Raw genomic sequence first — 17,371 nt, 5'->3', positions numbered from 1 at the left:
AAAAGTTAGACACTTTTGGGGGCATTTTTTATGGCAAGAAAAGTAAAATATGATGTAACATACAAGTTGCGATGTGTCAAAGAAGTTTTAAAAAAACATCATTCAGTTCATTCTATATCACATCAAGAAGGTATTTCAGGAAGTTTATTGCGTAAGTGGATTACTGATTATCATAATCAAGGAGCTTTAGGTTTAGAACCTAAGAAAAACCAAACGTATAGCGTTGAATTTAAGCTAAAAGTTATTAAGTCTATAACCAAACAGTTTCTTAGTTTGCGTGAAGCCAGAGTTAAATTTAATATTCCAAGTGAATCGGTTATTATAAAATGGCAAAAAGATTTTGCTACCTTTGGAATAGACGGATTAAAACCCAAACCAAAAGGCCGTCCCAAGACTATGAGCACATCTAAAGGTAGACCTAAAAAATCGAAACAACCGTTAACAAGAGAAGAAGAACTATTGTTGGAGATTGAACGTTTACGTTGTGAAAATGCACTCTTAAAAAAGTTCAATGCCTTAATTCAAGCCGAGGAAGAAAAACAAAAGAAACTTGGACGCAAGCCATAAATGAATTAAGGCCAGAATTTCATCTAAATTTACTTTTAGATTGTACACATATGGCTAGAAGCAGCTTTTACTATCATATTTCACGTAGTAAAACAGATAAATACGAGGAATTAAAACTTAAGATAAAATCCATTTATCATCAGCATAAAGGGCGATATGGCTATCGACGAATTACCGATGAATTAAGAAAATCAGGAACTATCATCAATCATAAAACTGTTCTTAAACTGATGAATAGCTTAGGATTAAAGAGTTTGATTCGAAGAAAAAAATACAAATCTTACAAAGGAGAACAAGGAAAGATTGCACCAAACATCTTGCAAAGAGCATTTAAGGCTGATAAACCCAACCAAAAATGGGTAACAGATGTTACCGAGTTTAAAGTAAAAGATAAAAAACTATATTTATCACCGATAATGGATCTGTACAATCAAGAAATTATCAGCTATGAGTTAAGCGAACGACCTGTTTTTAATCAAGTAACTCAAATGCTTAAAAAGGCATTTAAAATAACGAAAGACACTAAAGATTTGATATTACATTCAGATCAAGGATGGCAATATCAAATGAAACAATATCAGGCTTTATTAAATGAAAAAGGAATCATACAAAGTATGAGTAGAAAAGGAAATTGCTTAGATAATGCTATTATCGAGAATTTCTTCGGAATACTGAAATCGGAACTATTTTATTTACAAAAATTTAATTCTATTGAAGAGCTAAAAAAAGAAATAAAACAATACATTTACTATTACAATAACGATAGAATAAAATCGAACTTAAATAAAATGAGCCCGATACAATATCGAACTCATTTTTATAATTATTAATTTTTAATCTGTCCAAACTTTTGGGTGCAGTCTAGCTTTTTGCTCGGCTTTTTTTATTTCATAATTTAAACTATTTTAATGACTACCTTCTGATTCTAATTCATCAATATTGATTCCTTGTTTTGTTAAAAATCCTTTTACCATAATTGCGAACAAAATAAGGTAGGCAAAACAAAATAATGGGATAATATACGAATTATGAATTCCAATAATATCAGATAATTTTCCTTGAATTGGCGGGATAATTCCACCTCCTAAAATCATCATTACTAAAAAAGCAGATCCTTGCGCAGTATATTTTCCTAATCCTACAATTGATAAACTGAAAATTGCTGGCCACATAATAGAACATGCTAATCCTCCTGCTAAGAAAGCATAGATAGCTGTCATACCTGTAGAAAATAATCCAATAATCATTGCTACTGCTCCAAATATTGCGAAAATTAATAATGTACGAGCTGGTTTATCTTTTGATAAAAAGAATGCGACAATTTGTAAAGCAATACAGATAATATAATAATACAAATGCGACATATCGAAACCAGCCATTGTATTAACACCAATAATAATTGAATAAGCGATTAATGGAACAATAATTAATAACAATTGTTTTTTTGATTTAGTCAAATTGAAGGCACTAATTGCACCTGCCCAACGACCAATCATCATACTTCCCCAATACATCGTCACGTAAGGTGTAATTTGTGAAGAACTTAGGCTACCAAACTCTTTCAATGTTAATAATTCACCTAAATTAGAACCAATTGCGACCTCTACTCCAACATAAAGAAAAAGGGCTAACATTCCTAAAATTAATTGAGGATATTTCATCGCTCCCCAGCCTTCTGCCTTTTTTGAAGCGCTGAAATAAGCATACAATAATCCTACAACTACGACTGCTAAAGCACCAAATAACCATGACATACGATACATTTCTAATGGTTCTTTGATTGTTGCAATTTCTGCTTTATATTGATTGACTAATTCTACATTTTGATTAGCTTCAATTAATCTGCTTAATTCTTCAATTTTTAAAGCCTCATCACTTTTATAACTCAAAAATACTGGTAAAAACATTACAAACAATAAAATTGTCATTACAATTAATGTTGTTAATGCTTTGTTAGATTTTTCCATTGGTTCGTTATTGATACCATCTGGAACTTTTTTTGAGAAAAAGAAAATTCCTGCTGCAATAACAAACAATAATCCAACACCAATGTATAGATATTCTACTTTTGTAAGTGGTAAACTTTTTATCGCGTCATCCGAAACATGTTCAAAAGTACCAAACAATGCAAAACCAATTACTAACGGACCAATTGTTGTTCCAAAGGAATTGATTCCTCCACCTAAATTTACACGTGAAGTTCCTGTTTTAGGATCTCCCAAAAGAACAGCAAAAGGGTTGGCCGCTGTTTGTTGCAAAGAAAAGCCTAACGCTACAATAAATAACCCCACTAACATTGCTGTATATACATTAATTTGAACCGCAATAATCATTGCGCCAGCTCCTATTGCAGAAAACAAAAGTCCGTAAACAATACTTCTTTTATATCCCCATTGCCCAACAAGATCTTTACCTTTTACAACGCCAAAAATATACAAAAGCAAAGCACCTACATAATACGCAGTATAAAATGCAAAGTCGATTAATTGTGATTGAAATTGATCTAAATTGAAATAATTTTTACAAAAAGGAATAAAAATATTGTTACCTGCGGCAATAAAACCCCAGAAAAAAAAGACGATTATCAGTGTATAGAGCGCTGGATAATTCGTTTTGATTTGGTTATTTTCCATTATTACGTTTCTTTATAAGTGCTAAATTTATAATTATTCTTTAACAAAAAATTAAAAAATAGTCGAAAATGAAAAACATTTAATTGAAGTGTTTATAACAAATTAAAAACCAATAAAAAAGACCGTTTTACAAAAAACGGTCTTTACTATAATTTTTATTCTTAGAAATGTTTATTTATAGGCTACATCAAAAACTTCAGCAAAATGTTTTTTCGTAAACGCTTTTACTTCGTTCATATCTACCTGATGACCGAGCTCTCTTTCTAATGACGCAACGGCTTTATCTTGGATTCCACATGGAACAATATATTCAAAATAACGCATATCTGTATTCACATTAAGAGCAAAACCATGCATCGTAACCCAACGAGAAGCTTTAACTCCCATTGCACAAATTTTGCGCGCATAAGGTCGACCAACGTCTAACCAAACACCTGTTTCTCCTTGAGAACGAACACCTTTTAAACCATATTCTGCAATTGTTTTGATGATTACTTCTTCCAAATTGCGCATATACAAATGAATGTCGGGTTTAAAATTTTCTAAATCCATAATCGGATACCCAACCAATTGTTGCGGTCCATGATACGTAATATCGCCACCACGATTCGTTTTAACAAATGTTGCTTGAATTTCATTTAACTTATCGCTCGACGCCAACATATTTTCTAAATGACCACTTTTCCCAAGTGTATAAACATGCGGATGTTCTACGAAAAGCAAATGATTTTTGGTATTCTTAAAATCAGTTCCTCCCTCCTTTTCTTGTGCTCTGTTGTATTGTTTTGCGGCTATATTTTCGGCTAAAAGACTTTCTTGATAATCCCATATTTCTTGGTAATTTCTGTTCATTCCCAAATCTTGGAACTCGACAATTTGTTTCATTTTACAATGTGTTTCGAAAATCAAATTTACGAAACTATGCGTTTAATAGGTAATTTTGGCTGATTTATTCTTACCCGAAATAATATCATTGAATGTAAAATTTAGTCGAATCGTTTTTTGGTCCAAGGAGAAATTGGCATCTTCAACTGTACTACTTACTATTTTAGTTGGCGCATGAATAATTAATTGATAATTAAACATATTATTATACACCATATTATCTCCCATTCCAGCATCAAAATTCGGCATTAAGCCACTGACTAAAGTCTTAAAATCTTCTTTATTAAATACAATTTCGGTACTGGTTGAATTTATATTCTTCTGATTATTTAAATAATTTGTATTGAATGGATTATCAATCGCTATAAACAAATTGAATAAAAACGTATTCAACTCTTCACTTTCTTTACTGATGACAGTTGATACTGAATTTAACTCGGTTGAATACGTTAATTCATTAAAATCAATATATACTTTATGCTGTTTAAATTTTTCATATAGTAATTTATTTTCCTCAAAATAAGCGATTGCATTACTCCTTTTATCATTCAAAAAATCTTCATCTTCAATCATTATTTTATGCAATGATTCAATTGTTAATCCTTTTTTTAAGTTCTCTACCACCTCTTTTTTTTCATTCAAAAGTGAATTGTAACCACCTTCATCTTGAATATATGATTTTAAATCATTGCCATTTAACGAATAATTATAATCAATTTTTCCATCTTCATAAATAACATATTCTTCTTTTATAGTGCACGATTGCAATCCTAAAGCTATTAAACCAACTAACAGTACTCTTTTCATTTATCTACATTTAATGCTCAAAAATATTAAAAATTAATCCTTAAAAACTCACTATTTACAATGGTTTTAAGAAATCAAGTTGGTTTTATGTAAATTTCTTTATCTTTGAAAATCTAAGAAATCGATACAATAAAATAATCAAATAAAAATGAAGAAACTATTCGTTAAAGGGTCTATTTTAATGGCTTTGTTTGCAAGTTTCAATGCGTTTGCACAACAAGGTGGAGGAATGTGGATTCCGACAGAATTGAATGAAAAGGAAATGAAAGACATGGGATTGAAAATCTCATCAAAAGACATTTTCAGTACTGGAGATAAAAGTATCAATAATGCAGTTGCGCATTTTGGTGGTGGTTGTACATCTGAAGTTATTTCTCCAAATGGTTTATTATTAACTAATCATCACTGTGGTTATGGAGAAATTCAAGCGCATTCATCTTTAGAAAATGATTATTTAACAGATGGTTTTTGGGCTAAAGAGTTGAAAGACGAATTACCAAACGAAGGGTTAACAGCGACTTTTATCATTGATATAAAAGATGTAACTACAGCTATTTTAAAAGGTGTGAATGAAAATATGTCTGAAGAAGAACGTAACAAAATCATCAAAAAAAATAGCGAAGATTTTAATGCAAAAAGCAAAAAAGAATCGTACCAAACAGTTTTCATTAAACCTTTCTATAAAGGAAATAAATACTACCAATTTACAACAGAAACGTTCAAAGACGTACGTTTAGTTGGTGCACCACCGTCGGCAATTGGTAAATATGGAAATGATACCGATAACTGGGTTTGGCCACGTCATACTGGAGATTTTGCTATGTTTAGAATCTATGCGGATAAAAACAATAAACCTGCAGAATATTCAGTAGACAATGTACCTTACAAACCAAAACATCACTTACCAATTAATATTTCGGGAATTAACGAAGGCGATTTCACGTTTGTTTATGGTTTTCCAGGTGTAACGGACGAATATTTACCAGCTTCTTCTATCGAACAAATCAAAGATGTTATCAATCCGGCACGTATTAATGTTCGTACAATTGCATTATCGCACATCGATAAAAAAATGCGAGAAGACAATGCAACTCGTATTGCGTATGCGTCTAAACAAGCACGTATTTCGAATGCACACAAAAAATGGATTGGTGAAGTTTTAGGGCTTAATCGTTCGAAAGCGGTAGAAAAACGTCAACAATACGAACAAGAATTTATGAATCGTATTGCTAAAAATTCGAAATTAAACGCTCAATATGCGAACATTATTTCTGAATTAAATGACGTGAATAAAGCAAATCAAGATTATAATTTAGCGAACATTATGTTCTCTGAGTCGTTTTTCTCAAATTCAGAAACGTTCAGAATGGCTTTAACGTTGAATAATATTTTGAATGCTGTAGGGCAAAAAAATTATGCTGAAACAAAAGCAAAAGCGTTGAATACGGTAGCGTCTATGCACAAGGATTATAATCCAGAATTAGACAAAACAATTTCTTCTGATTTGGCTGATAATTATTTCAAAGTAGTTCCACAAAAATTATTACCGAATACAACTGCAGCAAACATTAAAACTGCTTTAGGAAACTCGGTGATTAACGGAACGAAAAAAATGAATGGACAATCTCTTTTAGGTAATATCAAAGCTTTAGCTGAAAACGATGCTGAATTTATTAAAGCGCTAAAAGAAGATGCATTGATTAGTCAAGTTCGTATTGTTTTAGAATCGAATCAAACAAATGTAACGCCTACCTATTTAGCGAATCAAGATAAGATCAACAAATTGATGCGTACCTATATGAAAGCGCAAATGGATGTATTTACAGATAAAAAAATCTTCCCAGATGCGAATTCTACTTTACGTGTAACATATGGTAAAGTTGATGGTTATCAACCTCGTGATGCGGTTTATTACGAACCTGTAACACACATGGATGGCGTAATGGAAAAATATGTTCCTGGAGATTACGAATATGATTTACCAAAACAAATGGTTAGTTTATATGACAACAAAGACTATGGTAAATATGCTGATAAAGACGGTAAATTAGCTGTAAACTTTATCGCAACCAATCATACAACAGGAGGAAACTCTGGTTCTCCAGCATTAAATGCAAAAGGAGAATTAATCGGATTGAACTTTGACCGTGTTTGGGAAGGAACTATGTCAGATTTAAATTATGATCCAGAAATTTGTCGTAATATTATGGTTGACGCTCGTTATATTTTATGGGTAGTTGACAAATATGCAAATGCACAACGTTTGATTGATGAAATGACTATTATTGAAGAAAATAAAGAGACGAAGAAAAAATAATCATCTTTCATTATATACTGAAAACCACGTTTTTACAACGTGGTTTTTTTAATGAAATAAACTATACAATCAAATATTATCTAACAAAATAAAACTATATTTATAGAATCAATTTTATAATATTGTCAACATAAAATACTTTACATTATGGAAGTCATTAGAAAATGGCCTTTTTATTTAAAACTAACTTGCACATTATTGTCAATCATTTGTTTAACATTTATATCAATAATAGGTAAAGCGATTTTAGTTCCATTAATTTTAGGCTTCTTAATTTCGATATTACTATCGCCTATTTCTACTTTTTTCGAAAGATATTTGTTTCTTCCAAGAGCAATTTCAAGTATCATAACAACTCTATTATTTGCAGCATTTATATTAGGAATTTTCTATTTAATCGCCATACAAATGGCTGATATAGCGAATGAATGGCCTGTTTTTCAGATGCAGATAATTGAAGCTTTTATCGATTTACAGAAATGGATTCATCACACGTTTGGTATTAATTCGCATGCGCAAATAGAATATTTGACAAAAAATGTAAAAACCACTATCGAGACAAGTACAATTGTCATAGAAAAGGTACTTTCTATCGTGTCGTCAATGACTGTAACCGTTTTATTTACTTTTTTATACATCGTTTTCTTGCTTATTTATCGTGGACATTTGGTTAAATTCCTTTATTACGCTTTCAATTCGAATACGCACGATCAAGTATATAATGTGATTACATCTATTCAAAAAATGGTCAAACAATATTTAATTGGCTTATTCTTACAAATGCTAATAGTTTCAATTTTATCATTTATTTCATTTTCGATTCTTGGGCTCAAATATAAATTTGTATTGGCTATTTTAACAGGAGTACTTAACGTTGTTCCGTATGTTGGGATTATTATTTCATTAATCGTAACGCTTATCATCACCTTCGCAACAATGTCTACCTCAAAATTATTTTTTGTATTAATTGCTTTCATTGCAATTCACGCAATTGACGGAAATGTTGTGATGCCAAAAATTGTCGGATCTAAAGTAAAAATAAATTCACTAATTGTCATTATTGGTTTGGTTATTGGCGAAATGACTTGGGGAATTATGGGAATGTTGTTATCTATACCAATCCTTGCGTTGATGAAAATTGTTTTTGATAATGTGACCGAACTAAAACCTTGGGGCTATCTTTTGGGTGATGAAAATTCTACTGAAATTGATGAAGATTTGAATTCATTCTTAGCAAAAAAGAAAGCTCTTCGTTTGAAGAAAAAGCCTAAGAAACTGGACGAAACAATCGAATAGTTTTATTTCTATTTTACATAATTGTATAATTAACTTAATTAAGTTTACTAAAAAAGTCTATAACAAATTGTTATAGACTTTTTTGATATGTATTGATTTAGTCAATTTTATTTTAGATATTCTGCAAATATTTTTTTTCCAAGAAATAATATATTTTTAGGAATATGATAGAGAAAAATACACCGATTAAGGTTCCGAAAAATATATCACCTGTAAAATGTACACCAACATATACTCTACTGTAAGCAACCATTAATGCCCAAACAATTAAAACATACAATAACCATTTGTAATAGCGTCTTAAAATAATTCCCATAAAAATAGCAATCGCCATGTGATTAGAAGCATGAGCAGATGTAAAACCAAAACGACCTCTCCCCTCACAATCTATTGGACGGAATAAGCCTTGAATAGATTCTGTATAACATGGTCTATAACGTTGGAAAGAATTTTTTAGGATATTGGTAAATTGATCAGCACACGTTATCATTAACGCAACACAAATTCCGGCTAATAATGTCTTTTTCCATCCAAGTTTAATGTACAACAAAACAAGAAATATGACATAAAGCGGAATCCACGTTTTTTTATTGGTAACCAATAACCAAAACCAATCCCAACTTTCTGTACCTAAATTATTGAAATACAAAAATATTTGTACGTCCCAATCAAAAAAATCTTGTATCATTATCTACTTACTGATCCACCTAATCCTAATGCTTCATCGACAGTTTTTGGTTCCTTGATAATCGTAGGTTCTTCAACAACTGGTTCTACAGGTTCTTCTGCAATTGGTTCAGTTGAAGTTGGAGTTTCTATATCTTGAACTGGATCTACAGGCTTCATTGTTGGTGCATCTGTATCTCTCAAAGCTGTTTCGACAGTATTCTCTTGATGAATGGCATTGTGTAATTTATCAACTGGATTACTTAGCTCTTCAAACGATTTTTGGAAATCTTCCATTGGATTAATTTTTTGAAAAGTTTCTTTCACTTCTTTCAATGGATTTAATTCATTAATTGTATTTTGAATGTCCTTTGTTGGATCTACTTCCTGAACAGGATTCATAATTTCTTGTTTGATATCTTCTGAAGCTTCTTTCAGTTTTCGTACTGCAGCTCCCAAACCACGTGCAATTTCCGGAATTTTATCTGGTCCAAAAATTACCACGGCAACTACCATAATAATCACGACTTCTTGAAAGTCTAAAAACGCTGGGTATATTACTAAACTATTCACGAAACAAATGTATAAAATCTAAATGGAGTAAAAGAAAAAAAGCCATCAAATTTCTCTGATGGCTTTCTTAAAATTTATTTAAAATTGAATCTTATTTATTCATTTGACCTTTTTTCGTAAAGTCGTACAATAAAGGAGATGCAACGAAAATAGATGAGAAAGTACCAATTACGATACCGATCAATTTCGCAAACATAAATCCTTTGATTGATTCTCCACCAAATGCAAAGATGATTAATACGATTAAGAACGTTGATAAAGACGTATTGATTGTACGAGATAATGTTTCTGATGTAGAAATATTAATAATATTATACAATTTATGGTTTTTCTCAACTGTTAAGTTTTCACGAATACGATCCAAGATAATAATCGAGTCATTCATCGAATAACCAATTACTGTCAAAATCGCAGCAATAAAGGCTTGGTCAATCTCCATATTGAATGGTAAAACACCTTTAAATAAAGAGAAAACACCTAATACAATAATTACGTCATGCGCCAAAGCAATGATAGTTGATAATGAGAATTGCCAACGTTTGAACATGATGATTAAGTAGAAGAAAATTGCTACTAATGCTAAAGAAACTGCAATAAATGAAGCTCTTGTCGTATCATCAGCAATTGTAGGACCTACTTTTGCAGAAGACATTAAACCTATTGTCGCATTATCTTCTGAGAAATCTTTCTCAGACATATTTGCTGGTAAATAAGATTTAAGCCCTGTATATAATTTATCTTTTATTTCGTCATCTACATTAGTTCCATCCTCATCTGCTTTGTATGCAGTTGTAATCTTTACTTGATTTTGACCACCATATGTTTTTACTTGAGGTTGCATTTTTTCTCCGTCCAAAACAAAGACATCACCTAAACTTTCAGAAATTTGCTGAGGATCTACATGTTTATCAAAACGAACTGTATATGTACGTCCACCTTGGAATTCGATACCCATATCAAATCCTTTTGTGAAAATAGAAATCAATGCTACAGTAGTTAAAACAGCTGAAATCGCATACGAAATCTTTCTTGTTTTTAATAAGTCAACTTTGATATTTTGTAACCAATGCGCTGTAAAAGATGTATAGAAAGGAACTGATTTTCCTTTTGCTAAACGACCTTCTACAAAATAACGTGTAATAAAAATCGCTGTAAATGTAGAAGTAAAAATACCAATCATAAACGTTGTTGCGAAACCTACAACTGGACCTTTACCAAAGAAGAATAAAATTAAAGCTGTGATAAATGATGTTGAATTCGCATCAATAATTGCAGAGAAAGCACCTTTCCAAGAGTAAGCAAAATCTACTGCTTGTCGTAATGATTTTCCTTTTCTTAATTCTTCTTTTACACGTTCGTAAATTAAGATATTTGCGTCCATTCCTGTTACCAACGTCAAGATAATCCCGGCGATACCTGGTAAAGATAAAGTAGCTTTTAATGAAACTAAGAATCCTAATAAGAATAATAAGTTAACGATTAATGCTATGTTCGCATAGATACCTGCACGGCTGTAGTAGAACAACATCCAGATTAATACCAATGTAAACGCACAACCAAATGCAATCAAAGAACTGTTAATTGCTTCTTGTCCTAATGAAGGTCCTACAACCTCCGCTGAAACAATTTTAGATGAAGCTGGTAAAGAACCTGCTTGTAAAATATTTGCTAAATCTTTTGCTTCTTCTAACGTAAAGTTACCCGAAATTTGAGAGTTACCTCCTGTAATTTGGTTTTTAATATTCGGTGCAGAATACACCATATTATCTAACACAATTGCAACACCTTGTCCGTCACGATCAATTGCAGAAGGTTTTAATTCGTCCGTAATACGTGCCCATTCTTGTGCGCCTACTGGATTCATTTGCATCGAAACTACTGGTTCATTTGTAATAGAGCCTGGGTTACGATCTGCAGAAGCTGAAACTACTTTATCACCTTCAATTAATGGCTCTTGAGAACCATTTTTCCCTTTTAAAACATAAAATTCTAATAATTTAGGCGCTGATTTATCATTAGCTTGATTTCCTAAATTCATTGGCTTATTCGCCCAAGAATATTTATATCCTCTGATGTTTGCTGGTAAACCAGGCACAAAACTTTTGTCTTGTAACACACGATTTACAACAGCGGTATCTTTAACATTTACAACAAAACTCGCATTAGAACCTGTTGGTTGCATAACTTCAGCTAACGATTTAATCGTTTGTCCTTTGTCATTTTTTACATTGTACTTTTCTGTATTAACACCAGAAAAATATTGTAAAACTGTTGGATCTTGACGAACAACCTGCCAAAACTCTAATTTTGCTGTAGATTGTAATAATTTTTTTACACGGTCAGTATCAGAAACACCTGGTAATTCTACCAAGATACGTCCATCACCTTTATCTCCTAATCGTTGAACAACTGGTTCTACAACTCCAAATTGGTCGATACGAGACTTTATTACATCATATGCAGTGGCAACTTTAGCTTCGATATCTTTACGAATCACCTCTTTTACCTGATCGTCAGAAGCGTTATAAGCAATTTTATCTGCATTGTTTTTGTTACCAAACAAATCCGCAGCTGCATATTTTGTTCCTCCTTTTATTTTATCAAACTCTTGAAAAAATAATTCTACATAAGGTACGTTACCGTTTGTTTTTTGGGCTTTATCAGTAGCGTCCAAAGCTGCTGCCAACATTGGATTTTGACTTTTCGCTGATAAATTTAGTAATAAATCTCTTTCAGAAACTTGTAAAATTACGTTAATACCACCTTTCAAATCTAATCCTAAATTGATTTCATTGTTTTTGGCATACTCGTAATCGTACTTGATAATTCCTAAATCAAGAGGATGCTGAGCCAAGCTATCTAAAATTCTTGGTTCGTCTTCTGGCTTACTCGCCAAACGCGCAGCCTCATTCTCTACTTTAGTGGTGTACCAAGTATAACTTAGTTGTCTGATACACAAGAGACTTAAAATGATTGCAAATGCTGCAATGAGCCATCTTCCTCGCATAATGTTTAATTGATAAATAAATTTTGACGGACAAATATAATAGTCTTGAAAATACTTTCACAATTTTTTAAGAATAAATCGAAAATCAATGTCCGTATTTTGATCATCGTTATTCTAAAATTTAAAGTTCTTTTTGATATTTGTAGATATAAATCGATGCATTTTTCGAATCATCATCATTATCTTCGCACAAATACAAGGTATAGTTTTTTCGAGATTCTTTGTATAACGCTAATCCTTCGATTTTCTTATCGTCTGATATTTTTTGCCAACGTGTAACCTCCATAATCGCTAAATCCAACTCGCCAATAATAGAACCTTTTATTTCTCCATTAAACTGAGTTGTACTTTTAGATTCTACCGTTGCCGTAAACAATATTTTACCATCAACCATAATCGCATCAGAAAAAGTTGTGATTTCGTTATTTAATTTTGGTAATGTAATTGGAAAATAGTCAATTGGTTTATTTTTCAAATCATTTAAAGCACCTCCCACTCTATAAATTCCATTTGCAGCAGCAGGTCCATTTCCTCTGTTAAAAAAATAAGTACAATATCCATCTGTAATGATACCTTCGATGTTAAAATCTTTTTTAGATAATTTCGAAACACTTAAAAACTTTTCAAAAAGATCACGATACGTTTTATTTTCTACTTGCTTCGTTTTAAGATTATATGAAATCAAATCGAAACGATTTTCTTTTGATCCTGAACCTAATATATATAAATGATCATTGTATTTCGTAATTGCTTCAAAATCTGGTTTATCTTTTTTATGGCTTCCTTCAGACTTTACTTCAGGATTCAAATTTATTTTTTCAACTTCTTTTTTCTTCTTATCGTAGATAAATAGATGTGGATCATCATCAGAAATAGTATAAACATAGCGTTTATCTACAACCAATCCAGAGGCAGCTCCAAGCCCATTGATTACAATTAAGATCTTTAGAATGAAGTGATAAAATAGCATAGTGATGAGTTTATTTTCTTAGTGGTCTCAAAAGTAATCAAAGAATATCAGAAAGCTTGATAAATAAACGAATTTTTGCGAAAAAAGAACTTAACTTTGTACCACTTTTTTAAAGAAAATGAGGAGATGAAAAAAATTCTGAAAATTTACATTGACGCTTATAGTGGATTATCGAAGGAATCTTGGATGTTAGCCATCGTCATGTTGTTAAATCGGATGGGTTCGATGGTTTTACCTTTTTTAGGAATTTATTTGATTTCTGAACTTGATTTTAGTTTAGAACAATCTGGAATTGTTTTAAGTTGTTATGGAATTGGAGCAGTTTTAGGTTCATGGCTTGGCGGATGGATTACTGATAAAATTGGTAACTTCAAAGTACAAGCTTTAAGTTTATTTTTGAGTGCGCCCTTATTTTTAATCTTGCCTTATTTTTCAACGGTCTTATCGTTTTCAATCATCATGCTTATTTTAAGTACAATAAGCGAAATGTTTCGTCCAGCTAACTCGGTTGCCATTACACGTTATGCTAAAAAACAAAACATTACCCGTGCATTTTCTTTAAACCGTATGGCAATTAATTTAGGCTTTTCTATTGGACCATCGATGGGTGGATTCTTATCCAATTATTCGTACGATTTGCTCTTCTATTGTAATGCAGGAGCAGCACTTATCGCAGGAATTGTATTCGTTTCTTTTTTCTATGGTAGAAAAGAACGAAACATGGTAGAAGACGATGTAAAAGAAATCGAACAAAAAGAAGTGAAAGAACGTAATGCATATACCGACATGCCTTTTATTTTATTCAATATTATATGTTTATTATTTTCGGTTGCATTTTTCCAAATTCTAAATACACTTCCGCTCTTCTATAAAGATGTTGTTCAAATGACGCAATCAGAAATTGGACTATTAATGGGATTCAGTGGAATTATCATTGTGGTTTTTGAAATGTTATTGATCCATTATACCGAAAAAAAATACACCATTACTAAACTCTTGGTATTTGGTTCTTTTATAACCGCAATTAGTTATTCTATTTTCAGTTTCAATCATACCATCGGTATGCTATATGTAGCCATTTTTATGATGTCTATTGGTGAAATGTTGGTTTTACCCTTAATGTCTACCGTTACGGCTTTCCGAGCTCAAAGAAATAATCGTGGTGCTTATATGGGCTTAAATGGAATGTCGAATGCAGCTGCATTTATAATCTCTCCATTCCTCGGAACGCATATTGCAACATCGTACGGATTTGATGTTTTATGGATTTTAACTTCAGTTGTATTGATTGTTGTTGCAGTTGGGTATCACTTTTTAACAAAACCTCTTTTACCTAAAAATTTGCAATAAAATGTTTATCTTCGATAATTATTAGTTAGTTGAAATCACATGAAAGTATATACAAAAACAGGAGACAAAGGAACAACAGGTTTATATGGTGGAACTCGTGTCTCAAAAAATAGTTTAAAAATTGATTCATACGGAACAGTTGATGAATTAAATTCTTATTTAGGGTTAATCCGTTCTTATGAAATCGATCCTGCATTGGAGGAAGAAATTATAATTATCCAAAAAGATTTATTCAATCTTGGTGCAGAATTAGCTACACCAGTCGATAAATTATATTTAGCAAATGGTAAACCTCGTATTCCGAAAACTATTTCCGAAGAAGATATTGTACAATTAGAAGAATGGATTGATGATTTGGAAGGACAATTAGAACAATTGACACATTTTATTCTTCCAGGTGGAAACCAAGCTGCATCACACGCACATGTGGCACGTTGCATTTGTCGTCGCGCAGAACGTTTAACAGTTGGATTAGCTGAAGTAGAAGATATTCGTTCTGAATTACAAAAATATTTAAATCGTCTTTCTGATTATCTATTTGTATTAGGTCGTAAAATTGCCGCAGACAATAATCACGAAGAAGTAAAATGGATTCCAGGTGAATAACAAAGCACTTTTATTTCTGAATGGTGAAATTCCAACCATTTTTCCAACTGCTACAAATTATGATCTTATTTTTTGTACAGATGGAGCTTTTCATTATTTACAGCAATTAAATATAACGCCCGATGTTATTTCGGGCGATTTTGATTCAACACAGCACAATGATTTTCCTGCTGGAATTGAGGTTATATCGACACCAGAACAAAACGACACCGATTTTGCAAAAGCATTGCAAATCATTATTGATAAAGGATTTGAACATGTTGATGTTTTTGGTGCAAGTGGTCGACAACAAGACCATTTTATGGGAAATTTAAATGCTGCTTTTCGTTTTAAAAATCAAATCAATATTTTATTTTACGATAATTATAGCCATTATTTTTTCGCAGAAAAAGAAACAAAATTAGAAGGTTATTTTGGAAGAACAATTTCACTTCTACCCTTTCCTGAATGTAAAAATATAGTCACAAAAGGTTTAGAATATCCATTAAACAACGAAGATTTAAACTTACTTTCTCGTATTGGAACGCGCAATAAAGCTACAGAAGATTTAGTGACTATTGATTATTCTGAAGGAAATTTAGTCATTTTTATTATCAATCAAGATTTTCCTATTTTATTGGCATAACTTCACTATTAGTAGTGAATAATCGTTTTTTATTTTTTCGTATATTTACTGAAAACCATATTATTATGAATAAATTTTCAGTTATTGTCGCTTCTATTTTAGCCGTCGGATTAATTGCCGCAGCTTGTATTTTAGGAAATGCCTATAAATATAAATTCAAAACAACAGAATCCATTAATGTGACAGGAAATGCATTGAAAAACTTTGATGCTGATTTAGTCAAATGGCGAGCTACTTTTAGTCGAAAAGATTTTGATTTGAAAGTTGCATCGGATCAATTAAAAACTGATCAGGTCATTGTAAAAAACTTTCTCATTTCGCAAGGAATCAAACCAAATGAAATTGTATTTGAAGCGGTGAATATCACAAAAGATTTTCAATATGGAAGCGATTCTAATGGTAATTCTTTCAGTCAATTTACAGGCTACAATTTATCGCAAGACGCCACAATTGAGTCAAAAGAATTGGATAAAATTGAAAAAGCTTCGCGCGAAATCTCAAATTTAATTAGTCAAGGAATTGAATTAAGTTCTTCGAGTCCTAATTATTATTACTCAAAATTAGAAGATTTGAAATTAGAATTAATTGCACAGGCTTCTGAAAATGCGAAACAACGAGCTGAAAATATTGCTACAAAATCTGGATCGAGTTTAGGAAAATTAAAACAAGCCGATTTAGGAATTTTCCAGATTACAGGAAAAAATGACAATGAAGAATATTCGGCAGGTGGATCGTTTAATACAATTTCTCGACAAAAAACAGCTCAGATCACAGTGAGAGCGAGCTACAATTCGAAATAAAAAAAATCAGCAGTAATGGTTATTACTGCTGATTTTATAAGATATTTCACTAAATCATTTATTGATTAAGTAATAATTGTAAATATTAGTTCCAAAAATTCAATTATTTCTAATTGAATTTTCATAAGGTATGGGCATTCAAATTTAATCATTTGAAAGAAATATCATAAGAAAATATTAACATAAATAAATGTTAACACCATTAAAAACACTCTAATATATTGTTTTTTTTATAACGTTAACACTTATTTAAAATGATTTAAAAATCA

At 31.4% G+C, this 17,371-nt stretch carries 14 protein-coding genes; 7 read left to right on the top strand and 7 right to left on the bottom strand.

Annotated elements, in window-relative coordinates; all coding sequences use genetic code 11:
* Positions 1-30 precede the first annotated feature (30 nt).
* Positions 31-1,397, top strand: a protein-coding gene (locus NZD85_RS14710) for an IS3 family transposase (protein ID WP_396127075.1) whose coding sequence is annotated in 2 segments (ribosomal slippage) — positions 31-493 and positions 493-1,397 — 1,368 coding nt in all. Because the reading frame shifts where the segments join, the coding sequence is not laid out codon by codon here.
* 75 nt (positions 1,398-1,472) lie between these two features.
* Here the strand turns inward: NZD85_RS14710 and NZD85_RS01310 are convergent.
* The 3 genes from NZD85_RS01310 to NZD85_RS01300 all read right to left on the bottom strand — a co-directional run bounded on the left by NZD85_RS01310 (position 1,473) and on the right by NZD85_RS01300 (position 4,892).
* Positions 1,473-3,200: an MFS transporter gene (locus NZD85_RS01310; protein WP_260542903.1), complete on the bottom strand. Its 1,728-nt coding sequence runs from the start codon at positions 3,198-3,200 to the stop codon at positions 1,473-1,475.
* A 171-nt stretch (positions 3,201-3,371) separates the two neighbouring features.
* Complete coding sequence (gene lipB, locus NZD85_RS01305; protein WP_171622140.1) at positions 3,372-4,085, bottom strand: lipoyl(octanoyl) transferase LipB; 714 nt, start codon at positions 4,083-4,085, stop codon at positions 3,372-3,374.
* A gap of 42 nt (positions 4,086-4,127) precedes the next feature.
* Positions 4,128-4,892 carry a hypothetical protein gene (locus NZD85_RS01300; protein ID WP_260542900.1) on the bottom strand — a complete coding sequence of 255 codons (765 nt, stop codon included), beginning with the start codon at positions 4,890-4,892 and terminating at the stop codon, positions 4,128-4,130.
* 148 nt (positions 4,893-5,040) lie between these two features.
* Here NZD85_RS01300 and NZD85_RS01295 point away from each other — a divergent pair, with 148 nt between their 5' ends.
* Both NZD85_RS01295 and NZD85_RS01290 read left to right on the top strand, forming a co-directional pair.
* Positions 5,041-7,209, top strand: coding sequence for a S46 family peptidase (locus tag NZD85_RS01295; RefSeq protein ID WP_260542899.1), 2,169 nt, complete (start codon positions 5,041-5,043; stop codon positions 7,207-7,209).
* A 147-nt stretch (positions 7,210-7,356) separates the two neighbouring features.
* The gene (locus tag NZD85_RS01290) at positions 7,357-8,505 is read left to right on the top strand and encodes an AI-2E family transporter (protein WP_260542898.1); all 1,149 of its coding nucleotides are present in this window, start codon (positions 7,357-7,359) and stop codon (positions 8,503-8,505) included.
* Between the two features lie 112 nt (positions 8,506-8,617).
* Here NZD85_RS01290 and NZD85_RS01285 read toward each other — a convergent pair whose 3' ends face one another.
* From NZD85_RS01285 to NZD85_RS01270, 4 genes are all read right to left on the bottom strand, one after another.
* The gene (locus NZD85_RS01285; protein ID WP_171622145.1) at positions 8,618-9,193 is read right to left on the bottom strand and encodes a phosphatase PAP2 family protein; all 576 of its coding nucleotides are present in this window, start codon (positions 9,191-9,193) and stop codon (positions 8,618-8,620) included.
* Positions 9,193-9,744 (bottom strand): twin-arginine translocase TatA/TatE family subunit, encoded by a 552-nt coding sequence (locus tag NZD85_RS01280; RefSeq protein WP_260542897.1) that lies wholly within the window; start codon positions 9,742-9,744, stop codon positions 9,193-9,195. The genes NZD85_RS01285 and NZD85_RS01280 overlap by 1 nt, the downstream gene beginning before the upstream one ends.
* A gap of 91 nt (positions 9,745-9,835) precedes the next feature.
* Positions 9,836-12,751 (bottom strand): protein translocase subunit SecD, encoded by a 2,916-nt coding sequence (gene secD / locus NZD85_RS01275; protein WP_260542895.1) that lies wholly within the window; start codon positions 12,749-12,751, stop codon positions 9,836-9,838.
* 121 nt (positions 12,752-12,872) lie between these two features.
* Positions 12,873-13,721, bottom strand: coding sequence for a DUF6929 family protein (locus NZD85_RS01270; RefSeq protein WP_260542893.1), 849 nt, complete (start codon positions 13,719-13,721; stop codon positions 12,873-12,875).
* 126 nt (positions 13,722-13,847) lie between these two features.
* Here NZD85_RS01270 and NZD85_RS01265 point away from each other — a divergent pair, with 126 nt between their 5' ends.
* The 4 genes from NZD85_RS01265 to NZD85_RS01250 all read left to right on the top strand — a co-directional run bounded on the left by NZD85_RS01265 (position 13,848) and on the right by NZD85_RS01250 (position 17,102).
* The gene (locus NZD85_RS01265) at positions 13,848-15,071 is read left to right on the top strand and encodes an MDR family MFS transporter (RefSeq protein WP_171622148.1); all 1,224 of its coding nucleotides are present in this window, start codon (positions 13,848-13,850) and stop codon (positions 15,069-15,071) included.
* A 39-nt stretch (positions 15,072-15,110) separates the two neighbouring features.
* Complete coding sequence (locus NZD85_RS01260) at positions 15,111-15,677, top strand: cob(I)yrinic acid a,c-diamide adenosyltransferase (protein ID WP_171622149.1); 567 nt, start codon at positions 15,111-15,113, stop codon at positions 15,675-15,677.
* The gene (locus NZD85_RS01255) at positions 15,670-16,302 is read left to right on the top strand and encodes a thiamine diphosphokinase (RefSeq protein WP_260542889.1); all 633 of its coding nucleotides are present in this window, start codon (positions 15,670-15,672) and stop codon (positions 16,300-16,302) included. Before NZD85_RS01260 ends, NZD85_RS01255 begins: the two co-directional genes overlap by 8 nt.
* Before the next feature lie 65 nt (positions 16,303-16,367).
* On the top strand, positions 16,368-17,102 hold the full coding sequence (locus tag NZD85_RS01250) for an SIMPL domain-containing protein (RefSeq protein WP_171622151.1): 735 nt from the start codon (positions 16,368-16,370) through the stop codon (positions 17,100-17,102).
* Positions 17,103-17,371: the final 269 nt, after the last annotated feature.

This window comes from Empedobacter stercoris (assembly GCF_025244765.1).
Lineage (GTDB): Bacteria > Bacteroidota > Bacteroidia > Flavobacteriales > Weeksellaceae > Empedobacter > Empedobacter stercoris.
This window is presented reverse-complemented; position numbering and strand designations above follow the sequence as displayed.

Excerpts from the sequence above, each read along its gene's own strand:
- NZD85_RS01260 (WP_171622149.1), top strand. The coding sequence starts at position 15,111 with ATGAAAGTATATACAAAAACAGGAGACAAAGGAACAACAGGTTTATAT.
- secD (WP_260542895.1), bottom strand. The coding sequence starts at position 12,751 with ATGCGAGGAAGATGGCTCATTGCAGCATTTGCAATCATTTTAAGTCTC.
- lipB (WP_171622140.1), bottom strand. The coding sequence starts at position 4,085 with ATGAAACAAATTGTCGAGTTCCAAGATTTGGGAATGAACAGAAATTAC.
- NZD85_RS01300 (WP_260542900.1), bottom strand. The coding sequence starts at position 4,892 with ATGAAAAGAGTACTGTTAGTTGGTTTAATAGCTTTAGGATTGCAATCG.
- NZD85_RS01265 (WP_171622148.1), top strand. The coding sequence starts at position 13,848 with ATGAAAAAAATTCTGAAAATTTACATTGACGCTTATAGTGGATTATCG.
- NZD85_RS01285 (WP_171622145.1), bottom strand. The coding sequence starts at position 9,193 with ATGATACAAGATTTTTTTGATTGGGACGTACAAATATTTTTGTATTTC.
- NZD85_RS01290 (WP_260542898.1), top strand. The coding sequence starts at position 7,357 with ATGGAAGTCATTAGAAAATGGCCTTTTTATTTAAAACTAACTTGCACA.
- NZD85_RS01270 (WP_260542893.1), bottom strand. The coding sequence starts at position 13,721 with ATGCTATTTTATCACTTCATTCTAAAGATCTTAATTGTAATCAATGGG.
- NZD85_RS01310 (WP_260542903.1), bottom strand. The coding sequence starts at position 3,200 with ATGGAAAATAACCAAATCAAAACGAATTATCCAGCGCTCTATACACTG.
- NZD85_RS01250 (WP_171622151.1), top strand. The coding sequence starts at position 16,368 with ATGAATAAATTTTCAGTTATTGTCGCTTCTATTTTAGCCGTCGGATTA.
- NZD85_RS01295 (WP_260542899.1), top strand. The coding sequence starts at position 5,041 with ATGAAGAAACTATTCGTTAAAGGGTCTATTTTAATGGCTTTGTTTGCA.